Raw genomic sequence first — 17,839 nt, forward strand, 5'->3', positions numbered from 1 at the left:
ACTTCTATTTACTATTGGAGTTCATTCAACAACCATTTCGCAAATGCTGCGGCGTCCGCACGCGTTGTTGATGTTAGAGGCTCTAATAGGAAGAACCCTTCTTCAATTTCTTGAGTAAACTCAAATGGTGCTACCAACCGGCCTATTTTCAGGTCGTTAGCGACCAACGAACTTCTGCCGAGTGCAATGCCTGCGTCTTGTGCAGCCAGTTCATATGCGGCTAGCGAGTTGTCGACTTGCAGCCCAAGTCCGTGGTCAACGCCCTGAAGATTTGCGGCATTGAGCCATGTGCCCCACCCATCTTGATAACCTTGTACATGGATTAGTCGCTCAGTGCTAAGCTGTTCAGGGTGCTTCAGGGTTTTCGCTCTGGATGGCGCGCAAACTGGAGTAATTTTCTCATACGATAAACGATAGCTTTTGGCGCCAGGAAAAGTCCCCGTTCCATATTGGATATCAAAATCGTAGGCTTCATGATCAAATGCATCGACCCACACACTTGATATGATGCGTATTTTCTGATCGGGGTGATCAGCTAGGAATTTTGGAATTTTTTCAGATAGCACGTTTACCAAGAATGAAATGGCACAGCGGATTGTCAGTACATCCCCTTGAGTGCTTCCAAAAACTTCTCTAGTCCCGCGCGATAGCCTTTGTAGCGAGTCCTGAACTTTTGGGAGGTACGCCTCCGCCCACTTTGTCATTTCCAAGCTTCGGGGATGGCGAATGAACAATTGGCGTTTCAGGCGCAGCTCTAATGACTTCACATGTTTGGAAATTGCCGCTTGTGTAAGGTTCAATTCATGCGCCGCAGCCGTGAAGCTCAGCAATCTCGCTGATGCTTCAAACGCACGAAGCCATGTAAGTGGTGGAAGATCGCGATACATAGAATATGACTATGCATAACTTTTTGTAATGGCAAAGATCATAAATCGATTGATTGAGTGCCACAGTACTAAATTCTATCTTTTGTTCGATCTTGGGGAGCGAGCAGATGTTTTTATTTCAGCCTAATAGTCGAATTAAGCCTTCACCCTTTCTAGAGGCAGCAATCCTTGATGGTCTCAAAATGGCAAACGTCTACAACCGTATGATTATGCCTACGTCATATGGGGACCCAGAGGGTGAGTACTGGCGACTAATTAATGGGGTGTCGCAATGGGATGTTGGTGTTGAGCGCCAAGTCCAGCTGAAAGGAAAAGACGCAGCCAAGTTGGCACAAATTCTTGTGACAAGAGACCTATCAAGGTGTGAGGTCGGACAAGGAAAATATGTGGCGATATGTGATCACCGGGGCACCATTTTTAACGATCCGATTTTGCTAAAGTTAGCTGATGATTTGTTTTGGCTTTCCATCGCCGACAGTGATGTAGAGCTCTGGGCTAGGGCAATCGCTGCGGAACGTGGTCTCGACGTTGAGATCTGTGAGCCCGATGTTTCGCCGATGGCAATCCAGGGCCCCAAAGCCGAGGATGTTGTCGCGCATGTGGTCGGGAATTGGGTGCGAGAGCTGAAGTATTTTTGGTTTAGAGAATGTGAAATTGAGGGGATCCCTGTCGCCATTCAACGTTCCGGCTGGTCCAAGCAGGGAGGGTTTGAAATCTATCTGAAGGACGCCCAGTTTGGGACAAGGTTGTGGAACATATTCAAGGAAGCCGGAAAGCCTTGGGATATTGGTCCAGGCGCCCCTGCCACACCCGAGCGCGTAGAAAGTGGCCTTGTTTCAGTTGGCGGTGACACCGATGATAAGACCAATCCTTTTGAAATTAGAATGGAAAAATACATCGACTTACATGTGCCCGATGACACCATTGGGATACAGGCTTTGCGGCAAATTAAAGTTGAGGGTTTTAGGCGTCACCAGCTTGGGATCATTTTGGAGGGCGATACCCCCGCTCCGCTTGGAGTGCACCGTGAGGATATTGTAGCCTCCGGAAAAAAAATTGGAATGTTGACCAACTGTGTTTGGTCCTATCGGCTCAAAGCCAACATTGGTTTTGCTTTGGTTGACCGTGCCGTCCCCGTGGGTGCCCAAGTTGAAGTACTCCGCCAAGCAGGGCGCAGTAATGGCTGTCTCGTAGAAATGCCTTTTTTGTGATGCAAGCGCGGCTTTTTTCCATCTTCCGCTTAAGTTGGCCTTTGTTTGCAAGGGGTATTTTTTGGGTCGGATTTTATGGGGTCATTCTTATTTCGTGGGTTATTTTAATTAAGATGAATGCCTCGCCATTACCTGGAATGACCGCTGCTGAATACTGGGCAGCTCTGTGTGTTTCAGCCGGTTCCTCCAATCCAAGTTTGATCTTTAGCATGTGGGCACTGATGTCTGCGGCGATGATGTTACCGACGTTTGTTCCAGCAGCTCGAGTGTTTGGCGACCTTGGGAGCGTGGACGCCACAAGTGCTGGATCCATGACTGCTCTAGCTCTTGGCTATTTGTCGGCTTGGTTAATATTTGCAAGCGCCGCCACTACATTGCAGATATTATTGGCTAGAGCCGGAGCTCTAAGCGATGCTGGGCAACTATTAAACCCTTGGATAACCGCAATCCTTTTGGGTATCTCAGGCGGCTACCAATTCAGTGCGTCCAAAATGGCTTGCCTGTCCAAGTGCCGTCATCCGCTATTGTTCTTCATGGAGTATTGGAAACCGGGATACTGGCCGGCGTTTTCAATGGGCGTCAGGCTTGGACTGTGGTGCATTGGATGCTGTTGGCTTTTGATGCTGATTGGTTTCATTGGTGGCGCGATGAACGTTCTTTGGATGGGTGCGGCGACAATTTTCATGGTTTTTGAAAAGCTTCCTGAGTTTGGTCGATTTGTGACTAAGCCTCTGGGGGTTATCTTGATTGGTGCTGCGCTGATAAAATTTGTTATATTAATGACGGTAGGAGGACAGTTATGAAAAATACGATCCCAGAATGGAACTTGAAGGGCGAGTTAATTTTAAACTGTAACTGTACAGTTTTCTGCCCATGCGTTGTAAGTTTAGGGAAGCATCCACCGACCGAAGGTTATTGCCAGGCGTGGATGGGCGTTAGAATTGATGAAGGCAATTTTGACGGTGAAAGTTTGGCAGGCCTGAACATAGGCATGGTGCTAGACATACCTGGCAACATGGGCCGAGGAAACTGGAAGGCAGCCGCCTATATCGACGAACGGGCAACTGAAAAGGCCTTTGAGGGACTGGTGTCAATTTTCTCTGGTAAAGTGCGCGGCACAACTGGGTTATTTTCAATGCTTGTTTCAGAGTTTCTGGGAGCTGAGCGTGCACCTGTTGTTTTTGAAAATGACGGTCCTAAGCGCCGCTTAATAGTTGGCAAAATAATTCAGGGCGAGGTGGAGCCCATTGAGGGTCCTGACCCGAATGAAGACGTTAAAGTGATAAACACGGGCTACTGGATGGGTTCTGAAATCACTATCGCCTCTGCCAATAAGGGGCGAGTTCGCGCCCACGGACGTGTGTGGGACTTTGAAGGTAGATCTGCGGAAATTTGTCAGATTAACTGGCATGGCCCTGCGTAGGAGGAGTGGGTATGAGAGAGCATTTTGAAGAGCTTAAATTCAATCCAGCTAATCATGTGCCTCTTTCGCCCGTGTCTTTTTTAAAGCGCGCATCCGCGGTGTATTGTGATCATCCGGCTTGGACTTATGGCGATGAGCAGTGCACTTGGCGTGACATGGCGCTCCGTTGCCGTTCAGTTGCGGGCGCACTGGTTACGCGCGGCATCAAACCGGGCGATACAGTTTCGGTAATTTCTCCAAATATACCTCAGCTTTTTGAGTTGCATTATGCTGTCCCGATGAGCGGGGCCGTATTAAATACGATCAATACTCGCCTCGAAAAAGAAACCGTTGCCTATATTCTTGAACACTCTGACAGTTGCCTTGTTCTTTGCGATAAAGCATTTCTGCCGCTTCTCAAGGCAGCATTTGAGATCAACGGAAAAGCGTTACCTGTAATTGAAATTGTCGATGCTCAGGCAGGTCAAAGTGCAAGTGGCGATGACACATATGACAAGATGATAGAATGTCAGCCGATTGACTGGCGGCTGCCAGGCTCCGAGGACCAGGCAATTTGTTTGAATTACACCTCAGGAACATCGGGTCAGCCAAAGGGAGTAGTCTATCATCATCGCGGCGCCTATCTGATGGCTATGGGTACAGTCGCTGCTTGGGCACTTCCACAAATGCCAACTTACCTCTCCATCGTACCAATGTTCCACTGTAATGGCTGGAACCACCCGTGGGCGATGGCAGTTGTAGGTGGAAATATGGTTTTCACCCGCGACCCTCTTCCTGCGAAACTTATTTCGGCGATTAAGGTTCACGGTGTTACTCACATGGGTGGGGCTCCCATTGTGTTGCAAATGTTATGTGAAAGCCCTGATGCGCCAGAGAATCCTTTTTCACCAATGATAAAAGTGATGACAGCGGGTGCTCCTCCTCCTCCATCTGTCTTGGAAAAGGCGGCTGCTTTGGGCCTCGAAGTCATGCAAGTTTATGGTTTAACCGAAACTTACGGCCACATATCTCAATGTTTGTGGAAGGATGAGTGGGCTGATCTTTCAATGGCAGAACGGGCGTCTATGCAGGCCATGCAGGGCGTTAGTTTTCCGATGGTTGAAGATGTACGTGTGGTGGATCGTCAAACAGGTAACGATGTTGTCGCAGATGGAAAAACTCAGGGAGAAATTGCTATCCGCGGCAACACCGTAATGACTGGCTATTATAAGAATGAGATCGCCACTAAAGACGCATTTTTAGATGGGTGGTTTTGGTCGGGAGATGCTGCCGTAGTTCACCCAGATGGGTATGTGCAAATTCGTGACCGCCTAAAAGATGTCATTATTTCTGGGGGAGAGAATATTTCCTCCGTCGAAGTTGAGGCTGTATTGCACCGCCATCCAGCAGTGCAACTGGCGGCGGTTGTTGCGAGACCTCACGCCAAATGGGGTGAAAGCCCTTGTGCATTTGTAGAATTAAGAGTTGGGAGTAATCCTACAGAGCAAGAGATTATTGATTTTTGTAGGAACAATATCGCTCATTTTAAGGCGCCAAAAACAGTTGTTTTTGGAGAACTCCCCAAGACAGCGACTGGGAAAGTTCAAAAGTACTTATTGCGTGGTTTGGCGCGAGAATTGGGTGAACAAAATTGAACCTTCACGAGAACGTTTTCGACCTTTCGCTTCATCGACGGCTGCATGAATGCGAAGATATTTGTGCGGCGAAGAAGGGTTGCTTTGGCTCATTTTCTGGGAATGAAACTTCTTAGCAAGGACTGCAGAAAATACCAGCTGCTCCCGCGAAGGACTTATGGTTTGCGTCAACTTGGGCATGGCTCGGCGTGTTAACGATCAAGACGATTTGAGGGCAGCCGATCCTTCACAAGTTGTACCCAGAATTCAACACCAATGGGTATAAGCGCGTCGTTGAAGTCATAGGTATCGGAATGCAATGGCTGCCCGTGGGTGCCGTTGAGGCCGTTTCCAAGGAGAAGAAGACAGCCAGGCACCTCATGGCAGAAATGTGCAAAATCTTCGGAAAAACTCATGGGATCTCGATCGCCGATTGTGTCGCAACCCGCTGCCCTGCCAGCACGAATGACAGCATTTGTCGGAGTTTCTGAATTTACTGTCTCAATGAACTCGGTCCGAAAATCGACTGATACGTTAACCCCATGGGCAGCCGCGATACCATCTGAGATCTGCCGCATGTAGGTTTCGATAGCTGTCCTATCTTCTGTGCAGCGTGCTCGCACATCACCTTTCAAGATGGCTTGACCTGGTAAAACATTACGCTTGCCGTCTGTGATGAATTCAGTGACCGAGACCACTGCTCCAGCCCCTGGTGCAATTTTGCGGGATACTATGGATTGCAGGGCTTGCACAATTTCTGAACCAACGGTGATGGTGTCGCGGCCAACTTGTGGCATAGATGCGTGTCCGCCTTGTCCATGAATATGGATTTCGAACAGGCTCTCAGAAGAACACATCAGTCCAACGCGAGTTGAGACCTGACCCAAGGGCGCTCCCGGAAGGTTGTGGATTGCATAGACTTCTTCAATTGGAAAACGTTGTAGAATACCTTCATCTAACATCGCCCGAGCACCAAGGCCATTTTCTTCATTAGGCTGAAACAGAAAAATTACAGTCCCATCAAAGTTTCTATCAGCAGAAAGCCGCTGCGCCGCGCCGAGAAGCATAGTTGTGTGACCGTCATGGCCACAGGCATGCATTACTCCTGGGGTCTTTGAGGCGTATCCATGAGTACTTTTTTCCAAAATCGGCAAGGCATCCATGTCTGCACGAAGGCCTATAGCATGATTGCCAGAACCCGATCGTAACACTCCAACCACGCCAGCGCCTTCATACACCTCAAGACCAAAGTCACGTAAAAGGCCGGCTATCGTTTCTTTGGTCTTGGTTTCTTGGAAGCCTAATTCAGGCGATTTGTGTAAGTTTTGACGCAATTGTGCCAAATTCAGCTTTAGTTTTCCCACGCACAGGTTCCTTTCGGCACAAGTAATCTGTGAAGCAAAAAATACTTATGCATTCATTGGACGTTGCTTGCTAGCTTTTGCGCTAAAGTCCACCGCAATTATGCTGGATGCCATTTGCCTCCGGAAACAGTTCCCACTGGTGTCAACAAGCTATCGTGGCTCACGATTTCACCTGTTACATCTGCCAAATCGACGGTGCCTGGAGTTAGTCGTATTACGCTAGCCTCAGGTTGAGCAGTTTTGCCCAAATGGCCAAGATCTGGCCGGCTAAGAACTTTAGCAGGAGCAATACTTGCCGCAGCAATGACATCTTCGACTGACCAGCCGAGTGCTAAGAATTTGGTCATAACGTTAAGATTGTCATGTGCCGGACCGTCAATGCAAAATGCATGAATGTCTGACGAAATTACATCAGGCCGAAACCCTGCGGCATCCATTTTTCGCGCGGTATCCCACGAAAATGACCCCATGCCATGCGCTATATCAAAAATTACACCACGTTCCCGAGCTGCCAAAACAGCATCCCTCACGCGGCCGTCGCCGTGGCAGGGTGCATTAGGGAATGGTCGGAAGCAATGAGTTAGGACATCTCCTTTGCGTAGACGCGCTACTACGTCCGAGTAAGATGGAGGCGGTTCGTCGATGTGCACCATTAACGGCAAGCCCGTTCGATCGGCAACATCCTGCGCTACATCCAGAGGAGCAATACCGGATGGCCCAGAAGCGTGAGCCCCTATTCTAACTTTTATGCCAACGATAACGCCTGGGTGCGCGGAGGCTACCGCAGCAGCTTCACGCGCAGCCATCAGGCGCATATCGTGGCTCTCGCCGACCATAATAGTGCCGCCAAAGCCGTAGATCCCTGCGAACGACACGTGGAGATAGGCTAGGATACGGACCCTGGATTGTTCAATCACATGCTCTCTAAAGCCGGTAAAATTTCCTGGGCCTGCGCTGCCTGCATCCACGAGTGTTGTACAAGCAGATTTGTCCGCGAAGCTTTCAGGCTTAACGCCAAGAGAAGTACCACCCCAATAAACATGTACGTGCAGGTCAATCATACCCGGGGTTACAATGCTTCCCTTGCAATCAATAACTTGTGCCCCATCCGGTTCCGGCACGTCGAGACCTAAGACTTTGTCTTTTCCAAGTACCAGGTCAGCGACCCGGTCAACGCCATTAGCGGGGTCAATTACCCGGCCACCGCGTAATACAATCGACCCTGTCATAGCGGCTTATAGGCGATTGCTTCGATTTCGACAGCGATATCGATCATCAATCGCGACTCAGCTGTTGAACGGGCGGGAGGATCTGATGGGAAATGCTTTCCATAAGCTTCATTGAAGGCAGAAAAATCATCTCTGTCCCTCAACCACACTGTCGTTTTGACGACGTCGGCTAGCGTACACCCAGCGAGGGATAATGCTTTAGCCACATTTGCCAGTACTTGGTCAGTTTCAGGTCCGATCCCGCCTGGAACGATAGCCCCATCCTCACCGACGGGCACTTGACCAGAGACAAAAACGAAATCTCCCGCACGTACAGCGGGCGACAGCGGCACATGGGAGGAGCCTAAGCTTTGCTTTTTAGTCATTTTAGAGCCTTCCTATTTTATTTAGATGGTTTTTGAGGGTTTAACCTGAGTACAACGAAAGCCATTTAACTAAGGATCAAGTGACGCAGCCTCGAGCCGCTACAATCTCTTCCCCTTCTATTTTTTTACCACGCAACAGCGTGATACGATCCATCATGTTAGTGACCACACAGGCGTGATTGGGAATGATGCGCACACGTTGGCCCACCGATAGTTGGTGGGGTGTTTTAGAAAGCATTATTCCATGCTCCTCTGACAATGCGTGGATAGTAAGATCAGGATGGTCAACGACATAGCCATAGCCATCCATACCCAACAAATCAGAGGTTAAAACTTTTGAGCCTGCATCAATGATTGCTCTTTTTTCAGTGGGTGTTGAAATAACAGTGGCTAGAACGGTAAGTGCACAATCATCCCACTTGGCAGTTCCTCGAGTGACAAGCGATCGGTCGTTATAAATGTATGTTCCCGGACGATACTCAGTTGCAACGGGCACATCATCCGCCTTCCACATACCAGGAGTTCCGCCGGTTGATATTGTATCAACTTGAAGCCCTGCGTTGAGGCAAGCATGCTGAGCATCTGTCAGCCACTGTTGGACCTCTCTTTCCCTGTCAGTAGGAGGATAGGTCATCAAGCCGCCAAACATTAATCCAGCTGTGTTGTTGATGCGCTGCGCAATCTCGCAAGCTGCTTCAGGCGTTTGGACACCACATCGTCCTGCACCAGTGTCACACTCAACAAGGACCCTTAGCGGAGTTGTGTTAGAAAAGGCTGCTGACAAGCCTTCAATCACAGTGAGATTGTCTGCGACTACCGTTAATTTAATCTTACTAGCCAAACGATTTAGTCGGTCGAGTTTTGATGCGCTAAGAATATTGTATGTAATGAGAATGTCATCCAGACCAGCGTTTGCCATTACCTCTGCTTCACTGATTTTCTGGCATGTTATGCCCACTGCACCCGCTTTGATTTGAGCCTTCGCGAGGTCTGGCAACTTATGAGTTTTAATGTGAGGTCTAACGGTTATTTGCGCTTTATTTGCAAAGCTCTGAAACCGATGAATATTTCGTTCCGCAATATCTAAGTCTACTAGGACGGAAGGCGTATCGAGCGTAGCAAACATAGCCGGGGGCAGATTGTCCAACATTCGAAACTCTTTCAATTTTCGTCATTCATTATTGTATTCAATGCCCGATCTATGGCAGTGGAGGCGGCGGCGCGAACGCCGCCGCCCTTATTTCTTAATCCATCATATAAAGTTGAGAATTTGCTGCCCCGAGCTCCGACTTCATCAAGTTGAGGAGTTCGGTTGCCTTGGCGTCTAGGTTGTTTGCGATGTGCTGTTCAAATGCTGGTTGGGCGGCATCGACAAACTCCTGCCGAGTTTCGTCGTTTAGTGCGGTGACTGTCATAGTCTGCATCAATCCCGCCAAACCACGGTCAGATGCCTCGATTATGCGTGCCAACCCGCGGCTGGCGGCCACACACTCTTCCGCAGCCAAGCGCATGGTTGCCTGCTGCGCAGGCGTGAGGCCCTCATACATCGCGCGGTTCACTAAGAACGTGTATGGCGAGAACAGGTGGTTTGTCAGTGTCATGTACTGCTGAACTTCATTGAAGTTCGAGAACGAAATAATTGGGATGGGGTTCATCTGCCCATCAATTACGCCAGTTTGGAGGCCCGAATATACTTCGCCCCAGGCCAGTGGATAAGCTTCAGCACCGAGTGCTTGGATAATGACCTGGTGAGAGGGAAGGGTCATCGTACGGATACGCACGCCTTCCATGTCGTCCAGTGACGCGATTTCCTGTTTGGAATTGGTAATGGCAAAGAAGCCGCCCGTATCTGGGAACCCAAGAACGACGACGTCGCCGAGCGTTTCTTCGATATCCGCCGCCAAGGCTTGGCCAAAGGCGCCATCAAACACATGATATGTCGCCGCGTTGTTGGCAAATGCGAATGGCATGTTCAACACGTCAATCCGCGGGTAATAGCTTGCCATGGCGCCCGTGGAGGAAAGTGTCGCATGGATAATGCCGTCGCGAACTTGCTGCACGTGCTCAGATGCGTTGCCGAGTTGGTTATTACCGAAAATTTCGACGTTAATCTCTCCGTTTGTGGCAGACTCCATAATGTTGCTGAATACGCCTGCACAAGCGTGTTGTGGGTTATCAAAAACATCAGGGTTATTGTCGGTTCCAAATCTAAGTGTTTGTTCGGCATTAGCAGTGGCTGCTACCGCGCACAGCGCGAGTGTTGCCGTCATTGTTCGAAGTTTGGTCATCCGTAAGGTCCTCCTAGGTTGGTTTAGTTTAGTTTGCAAACCCGAAAGCACGAGGCAGGGCTAGCGCGACGTCTTCCATAAAGGCGAACGCAAATAGGACTGCGATTTGCGCCAAAAGGAATGGGAAAAGCTTGATAGAAATCCGTTCAACAGTTTCGCCCGTCACCGATGACAAAACGAACAGACATGCGCCAACCGGTGGGGTCATTAGTGAGATGTTTAGGGCGAGGACAAAGATTATTCCTGCGTGAATTGGCTCCAGACCGATGCTTGCGGTCAGCGGCGTAAGAACTGGAGCCAGCAGAATTAGAATTGCAGTAATGTCCATAATCATGCCGACCACTAAGAGTAGCGCAACGATTATTGCTATAATGACATAGGGGTTCTCACTGAGGGTTAGCACGGCCTGTGCGACAGCCTGCGGAATACGCTCAAAGGTCAGCCAGAAGCCTAAGATGTTCGCAAAGGCGATAATCACAAAAATTACGCCCGTTATCCGAGCAGTGCGGATCAGCATTTGGTAGAGGTCTCGCCACACTAATGTGCGGTAGATGACCCCGCCGAGAAATAGTGCGTATGCCACCGCAATTGATGCGGCTTCGGTAGGGGTTACGATGCCGCCCAATATGCCGCCAAGAATAATTATGGGCATAAATAGTGCGGTTAGCGAATGTTTGAAAGTTGCCCAAATTTCCGCAAAAGTGGCGCCGCGTTCTGCGACGGGCAAGTTCTCGCGCTTTCCCCCGATAACAATAATGCCCATGCAGACCACGGCTATCGCCAGGCCAGGCAAGATACCTGCCGCGAAAAGTCCTGCGATCGAAACGCCCATCAGTGACCCGTAAATCACCATTAAGCCAGAAGGTGGGATCGTGGGTCCGATAATCGACCCTGCTGCTGTAACCGCACAGGCATAGTCACGGCGATAACCGGCTTTAACCATTGCGGGAACCAATGTCCGCCCGAATGCTGCTGCATCAGCCGTTGCCGAACCAGTTAGCCCTGCAAAAAATACAGAAGCTAGCATATTAGAATGAGCCAATCCCCCCCGGAACCGCCCAACTAGAGCTTGCGCAAAGGCAACGAGGCGCTGTGTAATTCCCACCGCATTCATAATCTCGCCGGCAAGTATAAAAAAGGGCATGGCTAAAAACGGGAAAAGATCGAGCCCGGCGAAGATCCGCGATGGTGAAATGGCGAGGAATGATGTCCCTCCAAGCGAGATCAATCCAACTACACCAGCGGCTCCAATGACAAAGCCAATTGGCATTCCAATTAAAATAAGTCCGACGAAAACGACAGCTACGATCATGTCAAACTTTCTTCTCGATTGGGCCTGTCTACATGCGACCCAAGATCGCGCAGCATTGTCAGAAACATTTGAACTGAGGCCAAGAATGCGGCCGCGGGAACGGCAGTGAAAAAGGGACCCATACTCGCTCCGAAAATCATTGCTTCTCTACCGAAGCCGCCTGCAGCGAATGGGATACCTGTCACAAAAAGATAGGTAAACAATGCGAGCGTGACTAAGTCGGCAAAGATCAGAAATCCGCGACGGACACCAATAGGCAGTCGTCCAACGAAACTCATGAGGCCGATATGATCGCGGCGAGCAATTCCTGCAGAGATCGCAAGAAGTGCAGCCCAAATCATTAGGTACCGCGCAAATGCTTCAGGCCAGTCGAGTTGCCAACGGAAATAGTAGCGATCAATAACACCCAGCCAAACATCCAGAACGAGCAACGCCATTAAAATGGCCAATATGAGTTCCACAGCGCGGTTAATGCGGTCGCTCCATAAGGCCGCAAACTCCCATCCTGGATAATCTTTTTCGGGCGGTGCGTCGGTCACTCTGTTCTCCGTGATCGGCTTTAGCAAAAAAGAATCGTTAGGATTCAACCGTAACACGAAATTTATTTTTGGATAGTAAAACTATTTCTTTTGCAATTTTTTGGTCATTAAGTAATTTCGCTACGTATTTAATTGTGTCTGTACACGTAGAGGGCGCCATGTATTGGGAGAAGATGACATCAGCTCGAATTGAGGAGGTTGAGCGCAGTACACCAGTTATTTTGAACTTGGCGGCCATAGAGCAGCATGGCCCTCATCTGCCTGTCGATACTGACGTAGTCATCGGGTCTCATTTTTTGTCCAGGCTTGATCAGGATGATCCGGGGGGCCAACTAATTCTCCCAACAGTGAAAGTAGGGTGCTCGGCGCATCATCTTGATTTTTGCGGAACGTTAAGTGTGCCTCATCGAGTGATGATGGAATATGTTATTTCAATTTTAAATTCGGTCTGTGGCGCTGGCTTTAGGAATATTCTTCTGTTCAATTCGCACGGCGGAAATCAGGCTATCGGTCAGGTCATCTTAGAGGATTTCGGAGCCGCCCACCCGGAGTGTCGAATTGCATTAGTGACATGGTGGACTTTGGCTCGGGATGCGCTCGCTGAAGTCAGCGAGACTGGACAGTTTGGGACAGGCCATGCTTGTGAATTTGAGACGTCCTTGATGATGGCAGCGGGAGCGGTTGCGCCAAGTATCGATTTGCCGGCAGGGGAGTTCTTTGTCAAAAGTTACGCCTGGGCCGACGGTTCAATGCTTTATAAGAGTGGAGGCACCCTTTATCGCTCAATGCACAGTATTTCTGGAGGCAGTGGTGTCGTGGGCCAGCCTGATGCCGCGAGCGTCGAGCAGGGAAACAAGATAACAGAGGAGGTGGTGAGGCGTTTGAAGGCAGTGGTTGAGGACCTTGGCCAGTTTGCCCCATAAAATCAGATCGCGGCGATGCAGGCCCTAAAAGTCAAATGATCATCGCTGCTGACCGAGTTGATTATTTTGTCGCGAACGCCTTATTTATTATGCCCATTCTGAGGCGATTGTAAGTTTGATGAATGAGAATTGTGGACCGAGGTCCACCTAAATACCAACGCGCGCAACTGACGAAAGAACTGCAATATGACGAAACGTACTCCACCGCTATCCTCGTCAGGCAAATCTAAATTACCGAGCCGTGGTTCTGGCAACTTGCTGGATATCTTGCGCAGCTCGGTACCCGATTTGAACAACGGCGAAGCCAAGGTGGCGCGTATCATTTTAGCGAACACTGAATGGGTCTCACATGCATCAATAAAAGCAGTGGCGGATAGGGCTGCCGTTTCCGAACCAACTGTCTTACGTATGTGCCGTCGAATTGGCCTAGAAGGCTTTAAAGCTTTAAAGCATCGCCTCGCTCAAGATTTAATTCTGACGCAGGTGTTAAACACGCCGCACGTGGAGGACGGCCATGCATTCCCCAGTGAATTGGTTAAGGTAATGCTTGACTCATCCATGGGGGCATTGCGCGGCGCCGCGCAGGCAACTGACGTCAAAGTGTTGGATGAGGCTGCTGCCGCGGTCGTCAAATCACGGATCACCTACTGCATTGGCGTGGGTGGGTCATCAAGTGTGTTGTGTGAAGAACTCGAAAATCGCATGTTTCGACTTGGTCTTCCCGTCCAATCAATTCTGGATTCCTATCGTCAACGAATGGCTGCAGCCGTCGCGAAGAAGGGCGATCTGTTCGTTGCTATTTCGTCTACCGGCGTCCCCGCGCCAGTGGTGCAATCTATTGAATTGGCTCGATCGAACGGCGCAACGACGATAGCGATTACGCAAGTTGATAGTCCCCTGGCCAAGGTGAGCGAAATTGTCTTGCCGGTCGAATTTTTTAACGATCACACCTTTTTCATGCTGCCTGCACAGACGCGCTATGCACAGCTTTTTACTATCGATTGTTTGATGGGAACAATCGCGGCACGGATGCCCGATGCCGCCGCTAATTTACAGTCAATCCGCAACACCCTGCGGGCTCTTCATGGCACCATTCGGCACCAACCAATTGGCGATTAGTTTGTTGTGTTAATTTCGCCATCTAAGCTATTCGAACACACCAGTTTCGGCATGTCGCGCCTCAATAGCTTCCATGTAAGCGCGTCCCCGCTTTCCTGCTTTTTGAAAACTTTTATATGCCAATACCCGTAATACTGATTGAACACCTGAATAGCTGTCAAACAGGTAAGGAGACTCAACTGGACAGGTAAGGGTCCATCGCGCAAATGCTGGCACGACACGCGCGGAGGGATCTGTGAGTAATAGGATTGGGACGCCACGATCATGGAGAGCCTCCATTTCATTTTTTAACGAGCTGAGGATACGGCGCAAGCCGATAACCAAAACCACATCTTCACTCGTCAGGTCCGCAGTGCTCTCAGTGATAGTTTCGCCTGGTCCAGGCGAAATGCGCGTTCCACTTCGAAATTGTAGAAATTGATTGCGAGCGTAGCTGGCCAAAAAATGGCTGTTGCGAAATCCCATGAAAACGAGGTTGCGCGCGGCAACTAGAGCATCGGCCATCTCGTCAATTTCAGACGGGACCAAGCCGTTAAGGGCTTGGCTCAGATTGCGCGTTTCTACTTCTAAAAAGTCTGACAGAAATTCATTGTCTGCAGTTTTATTGGCCGGTCCTGTTTGAAACAAGGGCGAACCCCAGCTGCGAGCGTCACGTGCGGCGAGCCGCATTTCTTCGTAACTAGAAAATTGGGCGCGCCTCACGAAGCGTGTGATTGTAGCCTTGGACACATCTGCTCGTTCAGCCAACTCAGAGGCAGAGTAAAGTCCTAGCTCTCCTGGGGCATCAAGGATGACATCGGCCACCCTTTTTTCTTGCTTGCTGAAGTCTTGATAAATTCTGTGCAGGGTATCTACGATGACACTATGTGAGCTAGGTCCGCCCGCTTTTTTCTTATTTTTTGTCACACAGATCACCACTTAATTGCATGAAATTTATTTTTCATAGTTCTTGCTTTTGTGAAATTTTTATATCATCTTTAACCTGAAATTAAAAGAGCTTGAAATATATTTTAGTGTCCGTTGCGAAGCTTTAATGTGGGAGCAGGATGCTTTCTGGGCCGTTCGCCGCCCACCTTGAGAGGAGCTTTGACAGTGCGCTTCACCAACACTTTAGGCCTAGAGAAAGACAATGAACTCTTGCTTAATTCTATGGCAAGCAAGGGGGCCGCATATGGGCCAGAACAATCGGCCGTGTTAAACGATGACGCATTTGCTATTGCCAAGTCCACTATTTCTGCCTGGCCTGGATATGTGCCGACCCCTCTAATCCAGCTAAAGTCACTCGCTGCCAAAGCACGTGTTGAGAGCATACATTACAAGGATGAGGGCCCGCGTTTTGGTCTCGGTAGTTTTAAGGCGCTAGGTGGAGCTTATGCCGTTTCACAGTTGCTGCGTCGTGAAATCGCAAGGATCAAAGGCATTGAAATGCCCAAAATTAGTGCGCTCTTAGACGGTACCCATAGTGATTTGATATCTCAGGTGACTGTGTGTTGCGCGACAGATGGCAACCACGGTCGCTCTGTCGCCTGGGGTGCGCAGACATTTGGCTGCAAGTGTGTAATCTTAATTCACTCGACAGTCAGCGAAGGTCGCAAGCACGCTATCGAGGCCTATGGGGCCACTGTAATCCGCACCAAAGGTAATTACGATGACAGCGTGCGTGAGGCACAAGAGTCAGCAACCCGAGAGGGATGGTTCGTTGTCTCTGATACCTCGTACCCAGGCTACACAGATATACCAAAGGACGTGATGCAGGGTTACGAACTAATGGCCGCTGAAGCCTGTGACCAATTGGAAGCTGCGCCTACACATATTTTTTTACAAACTGGCGTTGGCGGTATGGCGGCGGCAGTGGCTGCCTACACCAAGCGCAGATATGGCAATGATCGGCCAGTGATTGTGTTGGCGGATCCTGATCAATCTGCTTGTTGGCTTGAATCCATAAGACACGGAACTCCTACTCCAGTGCATGGCGATTTAGACACTTTAATGGCGGGCCTAGCCTGTGGCGAAATTAGTGTGATCGCTTGGGATATCCTGCGTCAGACTGCCGATGCCGTAATGTCAGTTACGGATGATGACGCAGTAATGATGATGCAGGTTTTGGCTAATCCGACCGCAGAAGACTTACCAATCGTTGCTGGAGAGTCGGCCGTGGCGGGCTTGGCTGCACTGATGGCCGCAGCGGATCATTCCCAAGCGCGCAGCAAATTGAGTTTGGATGCTAATTCTAGAGTTCTCATATTTGGCACCGAAAGTGACACGGATCCTGATCTATACGTAAAATTGATAGGGCGCAGTGCTGATGAAGTTCGGAAAATCAGATGAATGTTCAGATCAACTTAGACCGCTTGATGGGCCGTGTCTTCGCCTTGGGCAAAATTGGTGCACTGCACGGCGGTGGTGTGAAGCGTCTCGCTCTAAGCGATGAGGACAGGGCAGGGCGTGACCTTGTCATCCAGTGGATGGAAGAGGCAGGCCTTCAAATTACCACTGATGTAATTGGCAATACCTGGGGAGTGCGCGCAGGCTCTGACGATGCAGCGCCCGTGATCATTGGGTCTCATATAGACACTGTCGCCACTGGAGGTTTGTATGATGGAGCTTTAGGCGTTTTGGCTGGGCTTGAAATTATTCAGGCCTTGAATGACGCGGGGGCAGTGACCCGTCTGCCAGTGGGAATTGCTTTTTTTACAAATGAAGAGGGTGCGCGGTTTGCCCCCGACATGATGGGTTCGGGCGTTGCACAGGGCGCGCTGGATTTGGATGAAATGCTGTCAGTTCAGGGAATTGATGGCAAAACGGTAGGGGAAGAGCTTCTACGTATTGGTTACGCAGGCAAAGCCTCAGTGCTTGCTCTACGTCCCCACTGCTTCCTGGAACTGCATATTGAACAAGGTCCAGTCCTTGAAGCCGAAAGTTTGGCCATCGGCGCGGTGACCGGCGTGCAAGGCATTTCTTGGGCTGAATATGTCATTGAGGGGCAGTCCTGCCACGCGGGTACTACGCCGATGGTGATGCGACATGATGCGGGGCTGGTTGCTGCACAAATTGCCGTTGAAGCGCGCGCCATTGCGAATGATTTTGGGCCGCCTCAAGTGGCCACCGTTGGCATGTTTGACGTTTCACCTGGTCTGGTAAACGTCGTGCCTGAGCGTGCAGTGTTGACCGTTGATTTGCGCAACACCTGTGATGAGACGCTCAAAAAAGCTGAAGAGCGCCTTAATCGAGCGGCTGAAGATTTCGCTGTGGCACAAGGGTGTAAAGTTCAACGTCGTAGTCTTGCTAGGTTTGCACCTGTTGAATTTGATTTAGGTCTTGTCGGTGAGATTGAATCTCATGCGAAGTCTTTGGGTTATTCAGTGCGCCTAATGCCCTCTGGTGCAGGTCATGATGCACAGATGTTCGCGCCAAATTGCCCCACCGCTATGGTCTTTGTGCCTTCGAAAGACGGATTAAGCCACAACATCAATGAATTTACAGCTCCGGAGCATATTGCTCCCGGTGTCGATGTGTTGCTGGGGGTTGTATTAGGCCAGGCCGAATTGGTCTCTTAATGAGAGTGA

General features: G+C 49.8%; 17 protein-coding genes. 8 read left to right on the forward strand and 9 right to left on the reverse strand.

What is annotated here, in order from left to right; all coding sequences use genetic code 11:
- Positions 1-11 precede the first annotated feature (11 nt).
- On the reverse strand, positions 12-887 hold the full coding sequence (locus AAC622_RS01490) for a LysR family transcriptional regulator (protein ID WP_340259972.1): 876 nt from the start codon (positions 885-887) through the stop codon (positions 12-14).
- Between the two features lie 107 nt (positions 888-994).
- Here AAC622_RS01490 and AAC622_RS01495 point away from each other — a divergent pair, with 107 nt between their 5' ends.
- From AAC622_RS01495 to AAC622_RS01510, 4 genes are read left to right on the forward strand one after another with little or no spacing between them, the layout of a single operon-like run.
- Positions 995-2,098, forward strand: coding sequence for a glycine cleavage T C-terminal barrel domain-containing protein (locus AAC622_RS01495; protein ID WP_340259973.1), 1,104 nt, complete (start codon positions 995-997; stop codon positions 2,096-2,098).
- Complete coding sequence (locus AAC622_RS01500; protein ID WP_340259974.1) at positions 2,098-2,901, forward strand: DUF2182 domain-containing protein; 804 nt, start codon at positions 2,098-2,100, stop codon at positions 2,899-2,901. The genes AAC622_RS01495 and AAC622_RS01500 overlap by 1 nt, the downstream gene beginning before the upstream one ends.
- The gene (locus AAC622_RS01505) at positions 2,898-3,521 is read left to right on the forward strand and encodes a DUF1326 domain-containing protein (RefSeq protein ID WP_340254689.1); all 624 of its coding nucleotides are present in this window, start codon (positions 2,898-2,900) and stop codon (positions 3,519-3,521) included. The genes AAC622_RS01500 and AAC622_RS01505 overlap by 4 nt, the downstream gene beginning before the upstream one ends.
- Positions 3,522-3,532: 11 nt before the next feature.
- Positions 3,533-5,155, forward strand: coding sequence for an AMP-binding protein (locus tag AAC622_RS01510; RefSeq protein ID WP_340254692.1), 1,623 nt, complete (start codon positions 3,533-3,535; stop codon positions 5,153-5,155).
- 191 nt (positions 5,156-5,346) lie between these two features.
- Here AAC622_RS01510 and AAC622_RS01515 read toward each other — a convergent pair whose 3' ends face one another.
- From AAC622_RS01515 to AAC622_RS01545, 7 genes are all read right to left on the reverse strand, one after another.
- On the reverse strand, positions 5,347-6,498 hold the full coding sequence (locus AAC622_RS01515) for an amidohydrolase (protein ID WP_340259975.1): 1,152 nt from the start codon (positions 6,496-6,498) through the stop codon (positions 5,347-5,349).
- 98 nt (positions 6,499-6,596) lie between these two features.
- Positions 6,597-7,727: an amidohydrolase/deacetylase family metallohydrolase gene (locus AAC622_RS01520; RefSeq protein WP_340259976.1), complete on the reverse strand. Its 1,131-nt coding sequence runs from the start codon at positions 7,725-7,727 to the stop codon at positions 6,597-6,599.
- On the reverse strand, positions 7,724-8,092 hold the full coding sequence (locus AAC622_RS01525) for a RidA family protein (RefSeq protein WP_340259977.1): 369 nt from the start codon (positions 8,090-8,092) through the stop codon (positions 7,724-7,726). The genes AAC622_RS01520 and AAC622_RS01525 overlap by 4 nt, the downstream gene beginning before the upstream one ends.
- A gap of 76 nt (positions 8,093-8,168) precedes the next feature.
- Positions 8,169-9,242, reverse strand: a complete 1,074-nt coding sequence (locus AAC622_RS01530) for a D-TA family PLP-dependent enzyme (RefSeq protein WP_340259978.1) — start codon at positions 9,240-9,242, stop codon at positions 8,169-8,171.
- Positions 9,243-9,336: 94 nt separating this feature from the next.
- Positions 9,337-10,380 carry a TRAP transporter substrate-binding protein gene (locus AAC622_RS01535; protein ID WP_340254707.1) on the reverse strand — a complete coding sequence of 348 codons (1,044 nt, stop codon included), beginning with the start codon at positions 10,378-10,380 and terminating at the stop codon, positions 9,337-9,339.
- Between the two features lie 28 nt (positions 10,381-10,408).
- Positions 10,409-11,692 (reverse strand): TRAP transporter large permease, encoded by a 1,284-nt coding sequence (locus AAC622_RS01540; RefSeq protein WP_340254710.1) that lies wholly within the window; start codon positions 11,690-11,692, stop codon positions 10,409-10,411.
- A complete protein-coding gene (locus AAC622_RS01545) occupies positions 11,689-12,231 on the reverse strand; it encodes a TRAP transporter small permease (protein WP_340254713.1) in 543 nt (180 codons plus the stop codon). The genes AAC622_RS01540 and AAC622_RS01545 overlap by 4 nt, the downstream gene beginning before the upstream one ends.
- A 158-nt stretch (positions 12,232-12,389) precedes the next feature.
- Between AAC622_RS01545 and AAC622_RS01550 the strand changes: the two genes are divergently transcribed.
- Positions 12,390-13,154, forward strand: coding sequence for a creatininase family protein (locus AAC622_RS01550; RefSeq protein ID WP_340259979.1), 765 nt, complete (start codon positions 12,390-12,392; stop codon positions 13,152-13,154).
- A 186-nt stretch (positions 13,155-13,340) separates the two neighbouring features.
- Positions 13,341-14,273, forward strand: a complete 933-nt coding sequence (locus AAC622_RS01555; protein ID WP_340259980.1) for a MurR/RpiR family transcriptional regulator — start codon at positions 13,341-13,343, stop codon at positions 14,271-14,273.
- 27 nt (positions 14,274-14,300) lie between these two features.
- Here AAC622_RS01555 and AAC622_RS01560 read toward each other — a convergent pair whose 3' ends face one another.
- Positions 14,301-15,179 carry a MurR/RpiR family transcriptional regulator gene (locus AAC622_RS01560; protein ID WP_340259981.1) on the reverse strand — a complete coding sequence of 293 codons (879 nt, stop codon included), beginning with the start codon at positions 15,177-15,179 and terminating at the stop codon, positions 14,301-14,303.
- A 186-nt stretch (positions 15,180-15,365) separates the two neighbouring features.
- Here AAC622_RS01560 and AAC622_RS01565 point away from each other — a divergent pair, with 186 nt between their 5' ends.
- Both AAC622_RS01565 and AAC622_RS01570 read left to right on the forward strand, forming a co-directional pair.
- Positions 15,366-16,601 carry a diaminopropionate ammonia-lyase gene (locus AAC622_RS01565; protein WP_340259982.1) on the forward strand — a complete coding sequence of 412 codons (1,236 nt, stop codon included), beginning with the start codon at positions 15,366-15,368 and terminating at the stop codon, positions 16,599-16,601.
- The gene (locus AAC622_RS01570; RefSeq protein ID WP_340254726.1) at positions 16,598-17,830 is read left to right on the forward strand and encodes a Zn-dependent hydrolase; all 1,233 of its coding nucleotides are present in this window, start codon (positions 16,598-16,600) and stop codon (positions 17,828-17,830) included. Before AAC622_RS01565 ends, AAC622_RS01570 begins: the two co-directional genes overlap by 4 nt.
- The last annotated feature ends 9 nt before the right edge of the window (positions 17,831-17,839 follow it).

The organism is Roseobacter sp. HKCCA0882, from assembly GCF_037805225.1.
Classification (GTDB): domain Bacteria; phylum Pseudomonadota; class Alphaproteobacteria; order Rhodobacterales; family Rhodobacteraceae; genus M30B80.